Origin of the sequence: Streptomyces sp. NPDC001507, from assembly GCF_042894765.1 — a bacterium.
Lineage (GTDB): Bacteria > Actinomycetota > Actinomycetes > Streptomycetales > Streptomycetaceae > Streptomyces.
Map to the genome: position 1 here is coordinate 453287 of NZ_JBIAVV010000001.1, position 14584 is coordinate 467870.

Here is a 14584-nt window from a genome sequence, read left to right on the forward strand (position 1 = left end):
GAGGGTGGGCGGGTTCCGTCACGCCAGTCCGGCCGCGACGGCCTTCTCGGTGGCCGCGCGGACCACGGCCTCCTGCTCGGGCAGCAGCGGCACGCGCGGCGGGCGGCAGGGACCGCCGCGCCGGCCGACGATGTCCATGGACAACTTGATGGCCTGCACGAACTCCACCCGGGAGTCCCAGCGCAGCAGCGGATGCAGCTGTGCGTACAGCCGCCCGGCGGTGTCCAGGTCCCCGCGCACCGCCGCGCGGTACAGCTCGACCGACGCGGCCGGCAACGCGTTCGGGTAACCGGCCACCCAGCCCTTGGCCCCCGCGATCGCCAGCTCCAGCAGGACGTCGTCGGCGCCGATCAACAGGTCCAGGTCCGGGGCGAGTTCGGCCAGCTGGTAGGCGCGCCGGACATCTCCCGAGAACTCCTTGACGGCGTGGATGTACCCCTCACCGTGCAGCTTGGCGAGGAGCTCCGGGACCAGGTCGACCTTGGTGTCGATGGGGTTGTTGTACGCCACCACCGGCACCCCGGCCTTCGCGACCTCCGCGTAGTGCGCAAGGACCGACCGCTCGTCCGCGCGGTAGGCGTTGGGCGGCAGCAGCATCACCGCCGCGCAGCCGGCGTCCCGGGCCTGCTCGGCCCAGCGGCGGGCCTCGGCCGAGCCGTAGGCGGCGACCCCGGGCATGACCCGGGCACCGCCGACCGCGGCCACGGCGGTCTCGACGACCTTCGCGCGCTCCTCGGGGGTGAGCACCTGGTACTCACCGAGCGAGCCGTTCGGTACGACCCCGTCACAGCCGTTCCCGACCAGCCAGGCGCAGTGCTCGGCGTACCTGTCGTGGTCGACGGAGAGGTCGTCGCGGAGCGGGAGGGCGGTGGCCACGAGGACGCCCCGCCAGGGGTGGGAGTGGGGGTGGGAGTGGGGGGTGGGCATCAGGGGTCCTCCGAGGGGGCTGGGTGGTCTGCGTCGTCCGGGTGGTATGTGACATAGCACTGTTCGTCGTCCGCGCCGCCGGCCCGCGCGAGCACCCCGAGCGGCACCGGCCGCGCGAACGGCCTGCGTGCCGCCGTCTGAGGGCAGCCGGCCAGCCCGGCGACCGCCGGCGCGCACATCCGCCCCTGGCACCAGCCCATCCCGGCCCGCGTGAGCAGTTTGACGGTCCGTACGTCTCCGGCGCCCAGCTCGGTCACGGCCCGCCGGACCGCCCCGCCGGTGACCTCCTCGCAGCGGCAGACGACCGTGTCGTCCGTGACCTGCTCGGCCCAGTGCGCGGGCGGCGCGTAGGCGTCGTCCATCGCCGCGGCGAACCGGCGCAGCGCGGCACGGGCCCGAGCGGCCCCCGCCCAGTCGCGCGGGTCCGGCTCCCGGCCCGAGAGCCGCTCGGCCGCCGACCTGCCCGCGACGTGCCCCTCGGCGAGGGCGAGGACCGCGCCGCCGACGCCGGTGGCCTCGCCCGCCGCCCACACCCCGGGTACGTCGGTGCGCTGCTCGTCGTCGACGTGCACCGCGACCTCGTCGATCCGGCAGCCCAGGCCCTCGGCGAGGTCGGTGTGCGGGAGCATGCCGTGCCCGACGGCCAGGGTGTCGCAGTCGATGCGCCGCCGGGTGCCCGGCCGTACCCGGCCCGCGGCGTCCAGCGCGGCGACGGTGACCGCTTCGAGCCGCAGACCGCGCCGGTCGCCGTGTGCCTCGACGACGGTGTGGTGGACCAGGGGCCGCACGCCGTGCCGCAGCAACCGGGCCGCGTAGTGGACGCCTTCGGCGAGCTTGCCCGGGTGGGCGGCCAGTGCGGGGGAGCGCCGTACGAAGGCCCGCGGGTCGGCCGACTCGACCAGCGCCGCCACCCGGGCACCCGCCGCCGCGAGGCCGGTCGCGACCGGCAGCAGCAGCGGTCCGGTGCCGGCGACGACCGCCGTACGGCCCGGCAGTACCAGTCCGCCCTTCAGCATGGCCTGCGCCCCGCCCGCCGTGACGACACCGGGGAGCGTCCAGCCGGGGAAGGGCAGCACCTTCTCGTAACCGCCGGTGGCGAGCAGTACGGCGTCCGCGCGTACCTCGACGGCACGTTCCTGTTCGGGGCCGAGCAGGGCGTGCACGGTGAAGCCGGACCGACGCCGCGTCACGCACCACACGTGATGGTCCCGCAGCTGCGTCACCAGCCCTGCCGCGACGAGCCCGTCGAGGCCGGCGCGCAGACGTTCCCAGTCGCGCCACCGGTGGTGCAGCGCCTGCGGGCGCCGAGCGCCGAGCCCGGCGGCGGGCTGCCGGTAGAACTGGCCGCCCGCCTCGGGCGCCGCGTCGACCAGAGTGACCCGCAGACCGCCTCGGGCGGCTGCCAGGGTGGCGGCGAGACCGGCGGGCCCCGCGCCGATCACGGCGAGCCGGGGCGCCGACTCCGGCCGACGGGCGTCAGTCATCGTGCCCCGTCCCCCGCTGCGTACGGATCGCGTCGCCGGGGTGCACGGGCACCACACAAGCCCGTTGATTGGGACGGCCGTTGACGGTGACCAGGCAGTCGAAGCAGACGCCGATCCCGCAGAAGACCCCGCGTGGCCGTTCCTCACCGCGGGTGGTCCGCCAGGACGTGACACCGGACGCCCAGAGCGCGGCCGCGACCGTCTGACCCGGCAGCGCCACGATCTCGCGCCCGTCGAAGGTGACGGTGAAGGCCGGGCCGGGGCGGGCCTGCACCAACTCCAGGGGATTCACGGGCTCTCCTCGCCGAAACGCTCGGGACGGAACGGGGTCAGGTCCAGCTCGGGTGCCTTGCCGCTGAGCACCTGGGCGATCAACTGCCCGGTACCGGTGGCCAGTCCGATGCCCGCGCCCTCGTGCCCGCAGGCGTGGAGGAGACCGGGCGCCCGGGGGTCGGGACCGATGGCGGGGAGGTGGTCGGGCAGGTACGGGCGGAAACCCAGGTAGGTGCGCATCGCCCGGATCCCGGACAGGAAGGGGAACAGCCGGACGGCACCCGTCGCCAGCGCCCGTACGGCCGGCAGTGAGAACGACCGGTCGAAGCCGACGCGTTCCCGGCTCGCGCCGATCAGGACCGGCCCGGCCGCCGTGCTCTCGACGACCGGCGAGGTCTGCAGCGCGGCCGAGTCGCTGGCCACGTCGGCCACGTAGTCGGCGGCGTACACCTTGTGCCGTACCCGGCGCGGCAGCGGCTCGGTGACCAGGACGAAGCCGCGCCGGGGGAGGACGGGCAGGTGCACACCCGCGAGCGCGGCCACCTCGCCGCCCCAGGTCCCGGCCGCGTTCACCACGGCCGGGGCGTGGATGTCACCGCGCCCGGTACGGACACCGCGTACGGCACCCCCGGCATCGCGCAGCACCTCCGTCACCGTGCGGCCGGTCGACAGCCGGGCACCCGAGGCCCGCAGGAGATGTGCGGTGGCCAGGGTCGGCATGACCTGGGCGTCCTGGGGGTAGAGCACGCCGCCCGCCAAACCGGGCGTCAAGTACGGCTCAATGTCGCGGAGTTGGTCCGCGCCGACGTTCTCCGCCGTCACCCCGCACGCCCGTTGCCGGGCGGCGAACCTCTCCAGCGCGGCCAGTCCCTCGGGTTCGGCGGCGACGACCACCCCGCCCTTGGGCTCGTACTCGATCCGGTCACCGAACTCCCCGGCCAGACCGGTCCACAACCGGCCCGACAGCAGGGCGAGTTCGAGCTCGGGCCCGGGCTCCTTGTCGGAGACGAGCAGATTCCCCTCGCCCGCCCCGGTCGTGCCGCCGGCCACCGGGCCACGGTCCACCACGATGACGTCCAGACCCGCCCGGGACGCGTACAGGGCGCAGGCGGCACCTGCCATGCCGGCCCCGATCACTACGACGTCGCAGGTCAGTCGCGTACTCACGCCAGTAATATGTCACATAGCACACCCTCACGGGAAGACCCCGCCGTCGATTGGCGCTCCCGATTTGACAGGCAGACGATGAAGTGGTGGACGGAAGTTCGAAGGGAGGACACCGTCATGCTGGAGATCAAGACGGTCGACAAACCGGACGAGCGGCGTGACTTCCCCCGCGGCCACCTGGAGGCCGTGCACATGACCGGCCTCGACTTCGCCATCGGCACCTTCGAGCCGGGCTGGCGCTGGTCGGAGTCGGTGGCGCCGATCGCGGGCACCGAAAGCTGCATGGTCCACCACAACGGCTATGTGGTGCAGGGCAGGATGCACGTCGTCATGGACGACGGCGGCGAGGGCGAGATCGGCCCCGGTGACGTCTTCGTCCTTCCGCCGGGACACGACGCCTGGATCGTGGGGGACGAGCAGTGCATCGTGTACGACTTCGCCGGCGGCATGGCGACGGGCTACGCGAAGGCCGAGGAGAGCTGAGAGCGGCCGAAGGGTGCCGTCACCTTCCGCGGGTGACGGCACCCGGTGTGTCACACCGGCAGCAGCCTGGCGATCAGCCCGCCGAGCTGGCGTGCGGTGCGGCACTCGTGCATCTCCACCAGCTCCGCGTAGTCGGGCGCGGCCGAGTCGCCGGTGCCCCACAGGGAGAGCGGTTCGGGGTTCAGCCAGTAGACGCGCCGTGCCTGTCCGGCGATCCGGCGGACGGCGGCGAGGTTCGGGTCGAGGTTGTTGGTGCGGGCGTCGCCGAGCACGAAGACCGTGGTGCGCGGGCCGACTGCGGCGCCGTACCGCTCCGCGAACTCGCCGAGTGCGACGCCGTAGTCGCTGCTGCCGTGCCAGCCGGTGAGGGTCGCCTCGGCGCGGATCCGGGCCCCCAGCCCCTCCGGATCGGCCCGGCCGTGCTCCAGGAGGCCGGTCACCTCGTCGATCCGGTTGACGAACGCGAACACCCGCACCTTGCTGAACTGGTCGTGCAGCGCCTGCACCAGCAGCATCGTGAAGTCGGAGAACCCCGACACCGAGCCCGAGACGTCACACAGCAGCACCAGCTCGGGACGGACCGGCCGGCGCCGGCGCAGCACCGGCCGCATCGGCACCCCGCCCGTCGACAGCGAACCGCGAAGAGTGCGGCGCAGGTCGATGGTGCCGCGCGCGGCCCGGCGGCGGCGCGCGGCCAGCCGGGTGGCCAGTTTCCGCGCCAGCGGCTGCACGGTCCTGCGCAGCTCGGTGAGCTGTTCCCGCCCGGCGGACAGGAAGTCCACCCGGTCGGCGGACGGCGCCACCGCCCGCCGGGCGATCCGGTCCCGCCCGCGCCGCTCGGCCACCCGGCGCCGGGCCTCCGCCGCGACCATGCCCCGGAAGGCCTCGATGCGCCGCCGGATCTCGTCGTCGAGCAGCCGGTCCGCGAACCCCTCGGCGCCGCCCCGCCCCCGGACGTCCGCCCGCACCCGCGAGAGGAGCGTCTGCGGCCGCAGCCGGTCCAGGGTCTGGTACGACGACCAGCCGTCCGAGCCCGGCGAACTCCCGTACCCGCCCAGGCCGTCCACGGCCTCGGCCGCCAACTGCCGCAGCAGCGCGGTGTCGTCGTCGGCAAGGGCGGCGGCGAGCCGCTCCCGGAGCTCGTCCCGGTCGCCGGACGGATCGCCGGAGCCGCCGCGGGGCGCGCCCACCGCACGCGGGAAGTAGAGGTCGAAGACCTGGTCGAACACGGCCCGTTGCCCGGGGCCGTGCAGCAGGGTCGCGGCCAGCCCCTCGCGCAGCTGCTCCCGGTCCGCCAGGCCCAGCGCCGCCACCGCCCGGCCCGCGTCCACGGTCTCCCCGGTGCCGACCCGCACCCCGTGCGCCCGCAGTGCGCCGACCAGGCCCGTGAGCCGGTCGGCGAGGTCGGCCGGAGCGTCGCCCGCTGCCTCGGCCGGAGCTTCGGCCGGCGTGCTCACAGCGCGTCCAGGTCCAGCTTGGCGGCCGCCTTCTGGATGTCGTCCTGGTGCTTGAGGATCACGCCCAGGGAGTCCCGTACGACCTGCTCGTCCAGCGTGTCGGCACCCAGGGCCAGCAGGGTGCGGGCCCAGTCGATCGTCTCCGCCACCGACGGGACCTTGCGCAGGTCCATCGCCCGCAGCGCCCCGACCACCCGCACCACGGACTCGGTCAGCGCCTCGGTGAGCCCCGGCACCTTCAGCCGTACGATCCGGCGCTCCAGCTCCTCCTCCGGGAAGCCGATGTGCAGGAACAAGCAGCGGCGGCGCAGCGCCTCGGACAGCTCGCGGCTGGCGTTGGAGGTGAGGACGACGAAGGGGCGGCGGGTCGCGGTGACCGTGCCCAGCTCGGGGACGGTCACCTGGAAGTCGCTGAGCACCTCCAGGAGCAGGCCCTCCACCTCGACGTCGGCCTTGTCGGTCTCGTCGATCAGCAGCACCTTGGGGTCCTCGCCCCGGATCGCGGTGAGCAGCGGGCGGGGGAGCAGGAACTCCTCGCTGAAGATGTCGGTGCGGGCCTCGTCCCAGGTCTCGTCCCGGCCGGCGCTGATCCGCAGCAGTTGCTTGGCGTGGTTCCACTCGTACAGCGCCCGGGACTCGTCCACGCCCTCGTAGCACTGCAGCCGCACCAGCCGGGCTCCGGCGACCTGGGCCACGGCCTTCGCCAGCTCGGTCTTGCCGACCCCGGCGGGGCCCTCGACGAGGAGCGGTTTGCCCAGCCGGTCGGCCAGGAAGACGGTGGTGGCGACGGCGGGGGAGGCGAGGTAGCCGGTCTCCGCGAGGCGGGCGGAGACGTCGTCGACGGAAGTGAACAACGGGGCCTCCGGCTGATCGGGGTCGTGGAACGCACGCAGGTCTGGGACGCGCGCGGGGAACAGGTCCGGGTCCTATCTAAGCGCTTGTTCACCTCCCCTGCCACCCTGTATACCGATCGGTTTCCTCACAGTGTCCCACGCGGTAACCTCGGCGTATGGCCACCACAGACAAGGCGTCCCCCCGCGACCGGCTGCTCGACGCCGCCGGCGAGCTCTTCTACCGCGACGGCGTCTCGATCGGCGTCGAGGCGCTGTGCAAATCCGCGGGGGTCTCGAAGCGCTCGATGTACCAGCTCTTCGGCAGCAAGGACGAGGTGCTGGCCGCCAGCCTGGAGCGGCGCAGGCCCTGGTACGAGACCCAGCTCAGGTCCCCGGACGCCGAGACGGCCACCCCTCGCGAACGGATCGGGTACGTGTTCCGCCGGGTGGAGGAGAACGCGGCGGCCCCCGGCTACCGCGGCTGCCCGTACCTCGCCGTCCTCGTCGAGCTGAAGGACGGCGACCATCCCGCGAGCGTGGTGGCCCGCGCCGCCAAGGAACTGCTGCAGGGCTACTTCGAGCAGCAGGCCGAACAGGGCGGTGCGGCGGATCCGGGCCTGCTCGCCCGGCAGCTCATGCTGGTCTTCGACGGGGCCAGCGCCCGGGCCGGTGCCCACATCGAGCACCTCGACGACGGGCTGGTCACCCGCACGGTGACCACACTCCTGGACGCGGCCGGGCTGAAGTAGCCGCCCGGACGGATCACCACAACGCGCCGGGCCGGTCGCCCGCCCGGTGCAATGGAGGCGTGACCGCGCCCCCGAACGACTGCCTCGCGCGCAACGAGTGGATCTGCGGCGCCTATCTGACCAGCCGCCGCCAGATCCTCCTCGACGCAGTCGGCCAGCACCTCCGGCTCACCGCGGTCTCGGTGCTCGTCGCCCTCGTCATCGCCGTCCCGCTGGCCCTGCTCGCCCGCCGCCGGCGCTGGTCGGCCGGACCCGTCCTCGGCATCACCACCATCCTGTACACCATCCCGTCCCTGGCGATGTTCTCCCTGCTCCTGCCCCTGTACGGGCTCTCGGCCACCCTCGTCGTCGCCGGACTGGTGCTGTACTCGCTCACCCTGCTCGTCCGCAACATCCTCGCGGGCCTGCGCGCCGTCCCCGAGGAGACCAGGCAGGCCGCCCGCGGCCTGGGCTACGGCCCGATACGCCTCCTGCTCACCGTCGAACTGCCCCTCGCCCTGCCCGCCGCGATGGCCGGCCTGCGCATCGCCACCGTCTCCGCGGTCTCCCTGGCCACCGTCGGCGCGATCGTCGGCTTCGGCGGGCTCGGCAACCTGATCTACGCCGGCATGAACACCTACTTCAAGGCCCAGGTCCTCACCGCCTCCGTGCTCTGCGTGCTGATCGCGGTCGCCGCCGACCTGCTGCTGCTCGGGGTGCAGCGACTGCTCACCCCGTGGACGCGGGCGGCCCGCACGTGAAGACGCTCACCGACGCCTGGGCCTGGCTCACCGACTCCACGCACTGGTCCGGTGACGACGGCATCGGGCACCGGCTGCTCCAGCACCTCGCCCTCACCGTCGTCTGCCTGGTCATCAGCTGCCTGATCGCGCTCCCGGTCGCGCTGGTCCTCGGCCACCTCGGCAAGGGCGGCGCGCTCGCCGTGAACATCTCCAACGTCGGCCGGGCCGTCCCCACCTTCGCCGTCCTCGTTCTGCTCCTGCTCACCCCGATCGGCAGATGGGGCGAGGGACCCACCGTGGTCGCCCTGGTGCTGTTCGCCGTGCCGCCCCTGCTCACCAACGCCTACGTCGGCATGCGCGAGGTCGACCGGCACATCGTGCAGGTGGCCCGGGGGATGGGGATGACCGGGCGACAGATGCTGTTTCACGTGGAACTGCCCCTTTCGCTCCCCATGGTCCTCAACGGGGTGCGGATCGCCGCCGTCCAGCTCGTCGCCACGGCCACCATCGCCGCACTCGCCGGCGGCGGGGGACTCGGCCGGATCATCACCGCCGGATTCAACCTGGCCAGCACACCCATGGTCGTCGCCGGGGCGATCCTGGTCGCCGTCTTCGCGCTGATCGTCGAGGGGGTCTTCGAACTCGCCGAGCGCCTCGCCCCGGTCTGGCTACGGGGCTCGCGATGAGACTCCGTGCGGCGGCCGCCGCCGCCCTGCTCCTCGCCCTCACCGCCTGCACCACCGGACCCTCCCTGGAGGACCGCGGCGAGGTCACCGCACCCCCGGGCGACAGCAGACACCTGACCATCGGCTCCGCCGGATTCACCGAGAGCGACCTGCTGGCCCAGATGTACGCCCAGCTCCTGAACCAGGCCGGTTACCAGACCTCCCTCATCACCGTCGCCAACCGCGAGCTCTACGAACCCGCCCTGGAGTCCGGCCAGATCGACGTGGTCCCCGAATACGCGGCCACCTTCGCCGACTGGCTCAACGCCAAGACCAACGGCCCCGACGCGCCCCCCGTGGGCTCCCCGGACCTCACCACCACCATGCGGGCGCTGCGCCGCCTCGCCACCCCGCGCGGCCTCACCGTCCTCGACCCGGGGCGGGCGGTGGACCAGAACGCCTTCGCGGTCACCGCCGCCTACGCCCGCCGGCACCACCTCAGGACGCTCAGCGACCTCGGCGCCTCAGGCCTGAAGGTCCGGCTCGCGGCGGGCGACGAATGCGTGCAACGGCCGTACTGCGAACCGGGGCTGAAGAAGGTCTACGGCATCGACATCACCGGCATCGACCCCAAGGGCGTCGGCACCACCCAGGCCAAGCGGGCCGTGCAGAGCGGGCAGGACCAGATGGTGCTGACCACGACCACCGACGCGACGCTCGACCAGTTCGGGCTGGTCCTCCTCGCCGACGACAGGCATCTGCAGAACGCCGACTACGTCGTCCCGGTCGTCAACCGCTCGCGGGCCGGCAGCGAGCGCGTCACCAAGGCGCTCGGCAAGCTCAACGACGTCCTGACGACTGCCGACCTGGCCTCGATGAACCAGCAGGTCGACAGCTGGCGGCGGCTGGCCCAGGACGTGGCCCGGACCTATCTGCGGGACAAGGGCCTGTTGAAGTGACGGCCGGCGCCGTGATGCCCGGCGGCGTGTGCCCGGCAGCGCGACGCCAGGTCCCGTTGTCAGTGGCGGGCGGTACGTTCGGGGCATGGGGATCTATCTGGTGAGTGTCGGCGCGCAGGAGTGGCTCGACGGCGACGACGAGCACGAGGCCGAGGGCGGCAGGGGCGCCCTCGCCTCGGCCCTCAACGGCGAGTTGCGGCGGCGCGGGCAGGCACCGTACGAGTCGGTGCCCGAGGCGGCCGCCTTCGTGCGCGGCTCGGGACTGTCGTTCGAGGAGAAACTGGTACCGGCCATGGACGGTCTGGCCGCACTGTGCCGGGAGCACCTGTCGCCACGGGAGGGGGAGCTGCTGCTGGGCTGGTCGGTGCTGGTGCCCTTCTCGCTCGACGAGGAGATACGGCTGCCCGTCGAGTCCGCCTACACCGACGACACGGTGGTCGCCGGCGCGCCCGAGGTGCTCGCCCTCGCGCAGCGGCTGGCAGCGGTGATCGGACTTCCCGTCGAGGCGATACCGGAGGCCTGCGACAACCTCGATCTGACCATGTGGTTCCTGGAGGGGCAGGCGAAGGAGACGGCCGAGTCCCGCCCCGGCCCGTGGGGCGAGGACCTGGACACCGCCTTCTACGTCGCGCTGTACCTGCGGGCCGCGCAGCACTCGCTGCGCCGCGGCTGCCCGATGACGTACTGCTGACGGACAGCGGGCTGCGCGGGTCAGGCGTCGGAGACCGAGTCGAACGGCACCTGGCCGCGCGGGACGCCGCGCGCGTCCGCGTCCACCGAGCGGCGCAGCGCCTCGTGCAGCTTGGCCGGGGTGAGGACACCGAGGAAGCGCGAACCGTCCAGTACCGCGACCCACCCGGCGTCGTACTGGAGCATCACACCGAACGCCTGCTTCAGCGGGGCGCCCACCGGCACCCACGCCGTCATCCGGTGGGCGAGCCCGTCGATCGTGCCGCCCGCCGCCAGCTCGTCCCGGCCGACCCAGCCGTGCAGGTCCCCGTCCGGGTCCAGGACCACCGCCCACCGGGCACCCCCGGCTCGCAGCCGTGCCGCGGCGCGCTCGGCGGACTCGCCCAGGCGGACGACCGGCGGCTGCTCCAGGTCGTCCGGCTCGACGTCGGTCACCGAGAGCCGCTTCAGCCCGCGGTCCGCGCCCACGAACCCGGCCACGTACGGCGTGGCAGGCCTGCCCAGGACCGCACCCGGAGTGTCGAACTGCTCGATCCGGCCCTGCCCGTACACCGCGATCCGGTCGCCGAGCCGCACCGCTTCCTCGATGTCGTGCGTGACCAGCAGCACCGTCTTGCGCACTGCGGCCTGCATCCGGAGGAACTCGTCCTGCAACTGCTCCCGCACCACCGGGTCGACCGCGCCGAACGGCTCGTCCATCAGCAGCACCGGGGGATCGGCGGCCAGCGCCCGGGCCACGCCGACGCGCTGCCGCTGCCCGCCGGAGAGCTGGTCCGGGTAGCGCGGCCCGTACGTCTTCGGGTCCAGGCCGACGAGGTCGAGCAGTTCGGCGGCGCGGGCCCGGGCCCGGTCCCGTCGCCAGCCGAGCAGGGCCGGGACGGTCGCGGTGTTGTCGAGGACCGTGCGGTGCGGGAACAGGCCCACCTGCTGGATGACATAGCCGATCCGGCGCCGCAGCATCACAGGGTCGACGCCCGCGACGTCCTCGCCGTCGACGAGGATCCGGCCCGACGTCGGTTCGATGAGCCGGTTGACCATCATCATCGTCGTGGTCTTGCCGCAGCCGGAGGGGCCGACCAGCGTGACGAGTTCACCCGCGGTCACCTCGAAGGAGAGCCCGTCGACCGCGGTCGTCCCGTCCGCGTACCGCTTGGTGACCTGCTCGAACCGGATCATTCCCTCACGTTAACCGCGACCGTCACGATCCGCCCGTACCGGCCCCGGTGCCCTGCGAGCCGCCGCCGACGAGCACCACCTCCAGAGTGCGCGGACCGTGCACCCCCTCGACCCGGTCCAGCTCGATGTCGCTGGTCGCGGAGGGGCCGGAGATCCAGGTCAACGGGCGTGCCGGGTCGAGCCGTTCGAGCGCCTGCGGCACGGACGACACCACCTGGTCCGGGACCCGCACGACACAGATGTGGTGATCGGGCACGAGGGTGATCCGGCGGCGGCCCTGGTCCGGGCCGCCGTCCAGCACGATCGTCCCGGTCTCGGCGATCGCCACCGCGCAGCCGGTGACCACACTGCCGACCCGGTCGAGTTCGTGCGGGGTGCTCCCGGCCCGGTCCGCGACCTGCTCGGCGCCGGTCGACGCGAGCCACTCCGGAGGGAGCCCGGTGGGCACGGCCACCGAGCTCGAACCGTGCTCGGCGACCAGCCGCCCGATCACCGCCGCCAGTTCGTCCTCCGTGCACCGGTGCACGCGCGCCCGGTAGTCCGCCAGGTTCTCGGCGAGCAGGTCCACCGTCTCCGCGACGCTCCGCTCCCCGTGCTCGCGCAGATACGCCCGCTCGACCGGCGCGTCCTCGTCCCGCACCTCGGCCAGCGCCCGCCGCACCCGGCCCAGGATCCGCTCCCTGCTGCTCACTTCGCGCCGTCCTTTCCGCCGCCGGTCCGCTGCCACCAGTCCCGGAACGGCTCCGCCGGTACGGCCGGCAGGTCCCGCGTCCCGGTCCATGCCCGGCCGGGACCCGGCAGGGTACGGGGATGCAGCCGGCGGCTGCGGGAGGCGAGCCGCTGGCCGGTGCGCAGGGCGGCCGGGTGGGAGAACGCCCAGCGGGCCGCCCGCATCGCCGCCCGCTCGGCCGCGTGCCCCTTGGCCGGCTTGAGCAGCACCTTGTTGCCGCCCCGGACCGCCTCGCCGCCCTCGACGACCCGCTCGCGCAGGTGCACAAGGACCTCGGGGATGTCGATGGCGACCGGGCAGACCTCGTAGCAGGCCCCGCACAGCGACGAGGCGTACGGCAGGGAGGCGTCGATCTCGCTCCCGGTGCCCCGCAACTGGGGGCTGAGGATGGCGCCGATCGGGCCAGGGTAGACCGAGCCGTAGGCGTGGCCGCCCGCCCGCTCGTAGACCGGGCAGACGTTGAGGCAGGCCGAGCAGCGGATGCAGCGCAGGGCCTGCCGGCCCACCTCGTCGGCGAGGGTGTCGGTGCGGCCGTTGTCCAGGAGGACGAGGTGGAAGGTCCGCGGTCCGTCGCCGTCGGTGGTGCCGGTCCACGTCGAGGTGTACGGGTTCATCCGCTCGGCGGTGGAGGAGCGGGGGAGGGTCTGCAGGAAGACCTCCAGGTCCCGCCAGGTCGGCACGATCTTCTCGATGCCGACGACCGAGATCAGCGTCTCCGGGAGGGTGAGGCACATCCGCCCGTTGCCCTCGGACTCGACGACGACCAGGGTGCCGGTCTCGGCGACCATGAAGTTCGCGCCGGAGATGCCGACCTTCGCGCGCAGGAACTTCTCGCGCAGGTGGAGCCGGGCCGCCTCGGCGAGTTCGGCCGGAGTGTCGGTGAGACCCGCGGGCGCGGGGCGCCCCCACTCGCCCATCTCCCTGCGGAAGATGTCCCTGATCTCACCCCGGTTGCGGTGGATGGCGGGGACCAGGATGTGCGAGGGCCGGTCGTGTCCCAACTGCACGATCAGCTCGGCGAGATCGGTCTCGTAGGCCCGGATGCCCTCGGCTTCCAGCGCCTCGTTCAGGCCGATCTCCTGGGTGGCCATCGACTTGACCTTCACGACCTCCGACTCGCCGGTCTCCCTGACCAGTGCGGCGACGATCCGGTTCGCCTCGTCGGCGTCGACGGCCCAGTGGACCGTACCGCCCGCCGCCGTCACCGACTCCTCCAACTGGACCAGATAGCGGTCGAGATGACGGAGCGTGTGGTCCTTGATCTGCTTGCCCGCCTCGCGCAGCGCGGCCCAGTCGGACACCTCGGCCACCGCCTTGGCCCGCTTGGCGCGGATGGTGTGCGTGGCATGGCGCAGGTTCCCGCGCAGGACGGGGTTGTTGACGGCCTCGTGCGCGGCCTTCGGGAAGGCCGGCTGGGTGGCCGGGGGAAACTCGGGCATCCCTACGAACGTCCCGCTCATACGGCCGGATCCTCCTCGGTGCTCGCCAGGATCTCCGCGATGTGCACCGGCCGCAGCCCGCTGCCGAGCCGGGTCATGGTGCCGCCGATGTGCATCAGGCAGGAGTTGTCGGCCGCGCACAGCACCTCCGCGCCGGTCGACTCGGCGTTGCGCACCTTGTCCGTGCCCATCGCCGCAGAGACGTCGGCGTTCTTCACCGCGAACGTGCCGCCGAACCCGCAGCACTCCTCGGCGCCCGGCAGCTCCACCAGCTCCAGGCCCTTGACGGCCTGGAGGAGACGGCGGGGGCGGTCGCCCAGCCCCAGACTCCGCAGCCCGTGGCAGGTCGGGTGGTATGTGACATAGTGCGGATAATATGCCCCGACGTCCGTCACCCCCAGGACGTCCACCAGAAACTCCGTCAGCTCGTAGGTCTTCGGCACCACCGGCGCCAGCGCCGCCGCCAGCCCGCCCCCGCGCCCCTCCGCCCGGGCCCGTTCGCCCATCCGCGGATACAGCTCCCGCACCATCGCGCCGCAGGAGCCGGAGGGGGTCACGATCGCCTCGTACTCACCGAAGACATCGGAGAAATGCCGGGCCAGCGGCTCCGCCTCATGGCGGTACCCGGTGTTGTAGTGGGCCTGCCCGCAGCAGGTCTGAGCCATCGGGAAATCGACCTGGACGCCAAGCCTGGTCAGGAGTTTCACCACGGCGCGGCCTGTATCCGGATAGAGCGTGTCGTTGACGCAGGTCAGGAAGAGGGCGACACGCATCGCGGCTCCTAGAGGTCGATCATCGGATGAGTGCAGCCTAATGGGCCGATTCGATCA

16 protein-coding genes are annotated in these 14584 nt (G+C 73.0%); 6 read left to right on the forward strand and 10 right to left on the reverse strand.

Features of this window, described 5'->3' with window-relative positions; all coding sequences use genetic code 11:
* Positions 1-18: 18 nt before the first annotated feature.
* The 4 genes from ACFY0K_RS02135 to ACFY0K_RS02150 are packed head-to-tail and all read right to left on the reverse strand — an operon-like array spanning position 19 to position 3851.
* Entirely contained in the window at positions 19-927 is a 909-nt protein-coding gene (locus ACFY0K_RS02135; protein WP_390638169.1) for a dihydrodipicolinate synthase family protein, read from the reverse strand.
* Positions 927-2411, reverse strand: coding sequence for an FAD-dependent oxidoreductase (locus ACFY0K_RS02140; RefSeq protein ID WP_390638170.1), 1485 nt, complete (start codon positions 2409-2411; stop codon positions 927-929). The genes ACFY0K_RS02135 and ACFY0K_RS02140 overlap by 1 nt, the downstream gene beginning before the upstream one ends.
* On the reverse strand, positions 2404-2703 hold the full coding sequence (locus ACFY0K_RS02145; protein ID WP_390638171.1) for a (2Fe-2S)-binding protein: 300 nt from the start codon (positions 2701-2703) through the stop codon (positions 2404-2406). The genes ACFY0K_RS02140 and ACFY0K_RS02145 overlap by 8 nt, the downstream gene beginning before the upstream one ends.
* The gene (locus tag ACFY0K_RS02150) at positions 2700-3851 is read right to left on the reverse strand and encodes an NAD(P)/FAD-dependent oxidoreductase (protein ID WP_390638172.1); all 1152 of its coding nucleotides are present in this window, start codon (positions 3849-3851) and stop codon (positions 2700-2702) included. The genes ACFY0K_RS02145 and ACFY0K_RS02150 overlap by 4 nt, the downstream gene beginning before the upstream one ends.
* 117 nt (positions 3852-3968) lie before the next feature.
* Between ACFY0K_RS02150 and ACFY0K_RS02155 the strand changes: the two genes are divergently transcribed.
* Positions 3969-4334 carry a cupin domain-containing protein gene (locus ACFY0K_RS02155; protein WP_390638173.1) on the forward strand — a complete coding sequence of 122 codons (366 nt, stop codon included), beginning with the start codon at positions 3969-3971 and terminating at the stop codon, positions 4332-4334.
* Positions 4335-4384: 50 nt separating this feature from the next.
* Here the strand turns inward: ACFY0K_RS02155 and ACFY0K_RS02160 are convergent, their stop codons facing one another.
* Both ACFY0K_RS02160 and ACFY0K_RS02165 read right to left on the reverse strand, forming a co-directional pair.
* Complete coding sequence (locus tag ACFY0K_RS02160; protein WP_390638174.1) at positions 4385-5791, reverse strand: VWA domain-containing protein; 1407 nt, start codon at positions 5789-5791, stop codon at positions 4385-4387.
* Complete coding sequence (locus tag ACFY0K_RS02165) at positions 5788-6645, reverse strand: AAA family ATPase (RefSeq protein ID WP_390638175.1); 858 nt, start codon at positions 6643-6645, stop codon at positions 5788-5790. The genes ACFY0K_RS02160 and ACFY0K_RS02165 overlap by 4 nt, the downstream gene beginning before the upstream one ends.
* Positions 6646-6800: 155 nt before the next feature.
* Between ACFY0K_RS02165 and ACFY0K_RS02170 the strand changes: the two genes are divergently transcribed.
* The 5 genes from ACFY0K_RS02170 (at position 6801) to ACFY0K_RS02190 (ending at position 10410) form a co-directional block, all read left to right on the forward strand.
* Positions 6801-7373, forward strand: a complete 573-nt coding sequence (locus ACFY0K_RS02170; RefSeq protein WP_390638176.1) for a TetR/AcrR family transcriptional regulator — start codon at positions 6801-6803, stop codon at positions 7371-7373.
* 59 nt (positions 7374-7432) lie between these two features.
* On the forward strand, positions 7433-8113 hold the full coding sequence (locus ACFY0K_RS02175; protein WP_390638177.1) for an ABC transporter permease: 681 nt from the start codon (positions 7433-7435) through the stop codon (positions 8111-8113).
* Positions 8110-8781 carry an ABC transporter permease gene (locus ACFY0K_RS02180; protein ID WP_390638836.1) on the forward strand — a complete coding sequence of 224 codons (672 nt, stop codon included), beginning with the start codon at positions 8110-8112 and terminating at the stop codon, positions 8779-8781. The genes ACFY0K_RS02175 and ACFY0K_RS02180 overlap by 4 nt, the downstream gene beginning before the upstream one ends.
* The gene (locus ACFY0K_RS02185) at positions 8778-9719 is read left to right on the forward strand and encodes an ABC transporter substrate-binding protein (protein ID WP_390638178.1); all 942 of its coding nucleotides are present in this window, start codon (positions 8778-8780) and stop codon (positions 9717-9719) included. Before ACFY0K_RS02180 ends, ACFY0K_RS02185 begins: the two co-directional genes overlap by 4 nt.
* Before the next feature lie 85 nt (positions 9720-9804).
* Entirely contained in the window at positions 9805-10410 is a 606-nt protein-coding gene (locus ACFY0K_RS02190; protein WP_390638179.1) for a hypothetical protein, read from the forward strand.
* A gap of 20 nt (positions 10411-10430) precedes the next feature.
* Here ACFY0K_RS02190 and ACFY0K_RS02195 read toward each other — a convergent pair whose 3' ends face one another.
* From ACFY0K_RS02195 to ACFY0K_RS02210, 4 genes are read right to left on the reverse strand one after another with little or no spacing between them, the layout of a single operon-like run.
* A complete protein-coding gene (locus ACFY0K_RS02195; RefSeq protein ID WP_390638180.1) occupies positions 10431-11585 on the reverse strand; it encodes an ABC transporter ATP-binding protein in 1155 nt (384 codons plus the stop codon).
* Positions 11586-11607: 22 nt separating this feature from the next.
* On the reverse strand, positions 11608-12276 hold the full coding sequence (locus tag ACFY0K_RS02200; RefSeq protein WP_390638181.1) for a lactate utilization protein C: 669 nt from the start codon (positions 12274-12276) through the stop codon (positions 11608-11610).
* The gene (locus ACFY0K_RS02205) at positions 12273-13775 is read right to left on the reverse strand and encodes a LutB/LldF family L-lactate oxidation iron-sulfur protein (RefSeq protein WP_390638182.1); all 1503 of its coding nucleotides are present in this window, start codon (positions 13773-13775) and stop codon (positions 12273-12275) included. The genes ACFY0K_RS02200 and ACFY0K_RS02205 overlap by 4 nt, the downstream gene beginning before the upstream one ends.
* Positions 13772-14527, reverse strand: a complete 756-nt coding sequence (locus ACFY0K_RS02210) for a (Fe-S)-binding protein (RefSeq protein ID WP_390638183.1) — start codon at positions 14525-14527, stop codon at positions 13772-13774. The genes ACFY0K_RS02205 and ACFY0K_RS02210 overlap by 4 nt, the downstream gene beginning before the upstream one ends.
* Between the last annotated feature and the right edge of the window lie 57 nt (positions 14528-14584).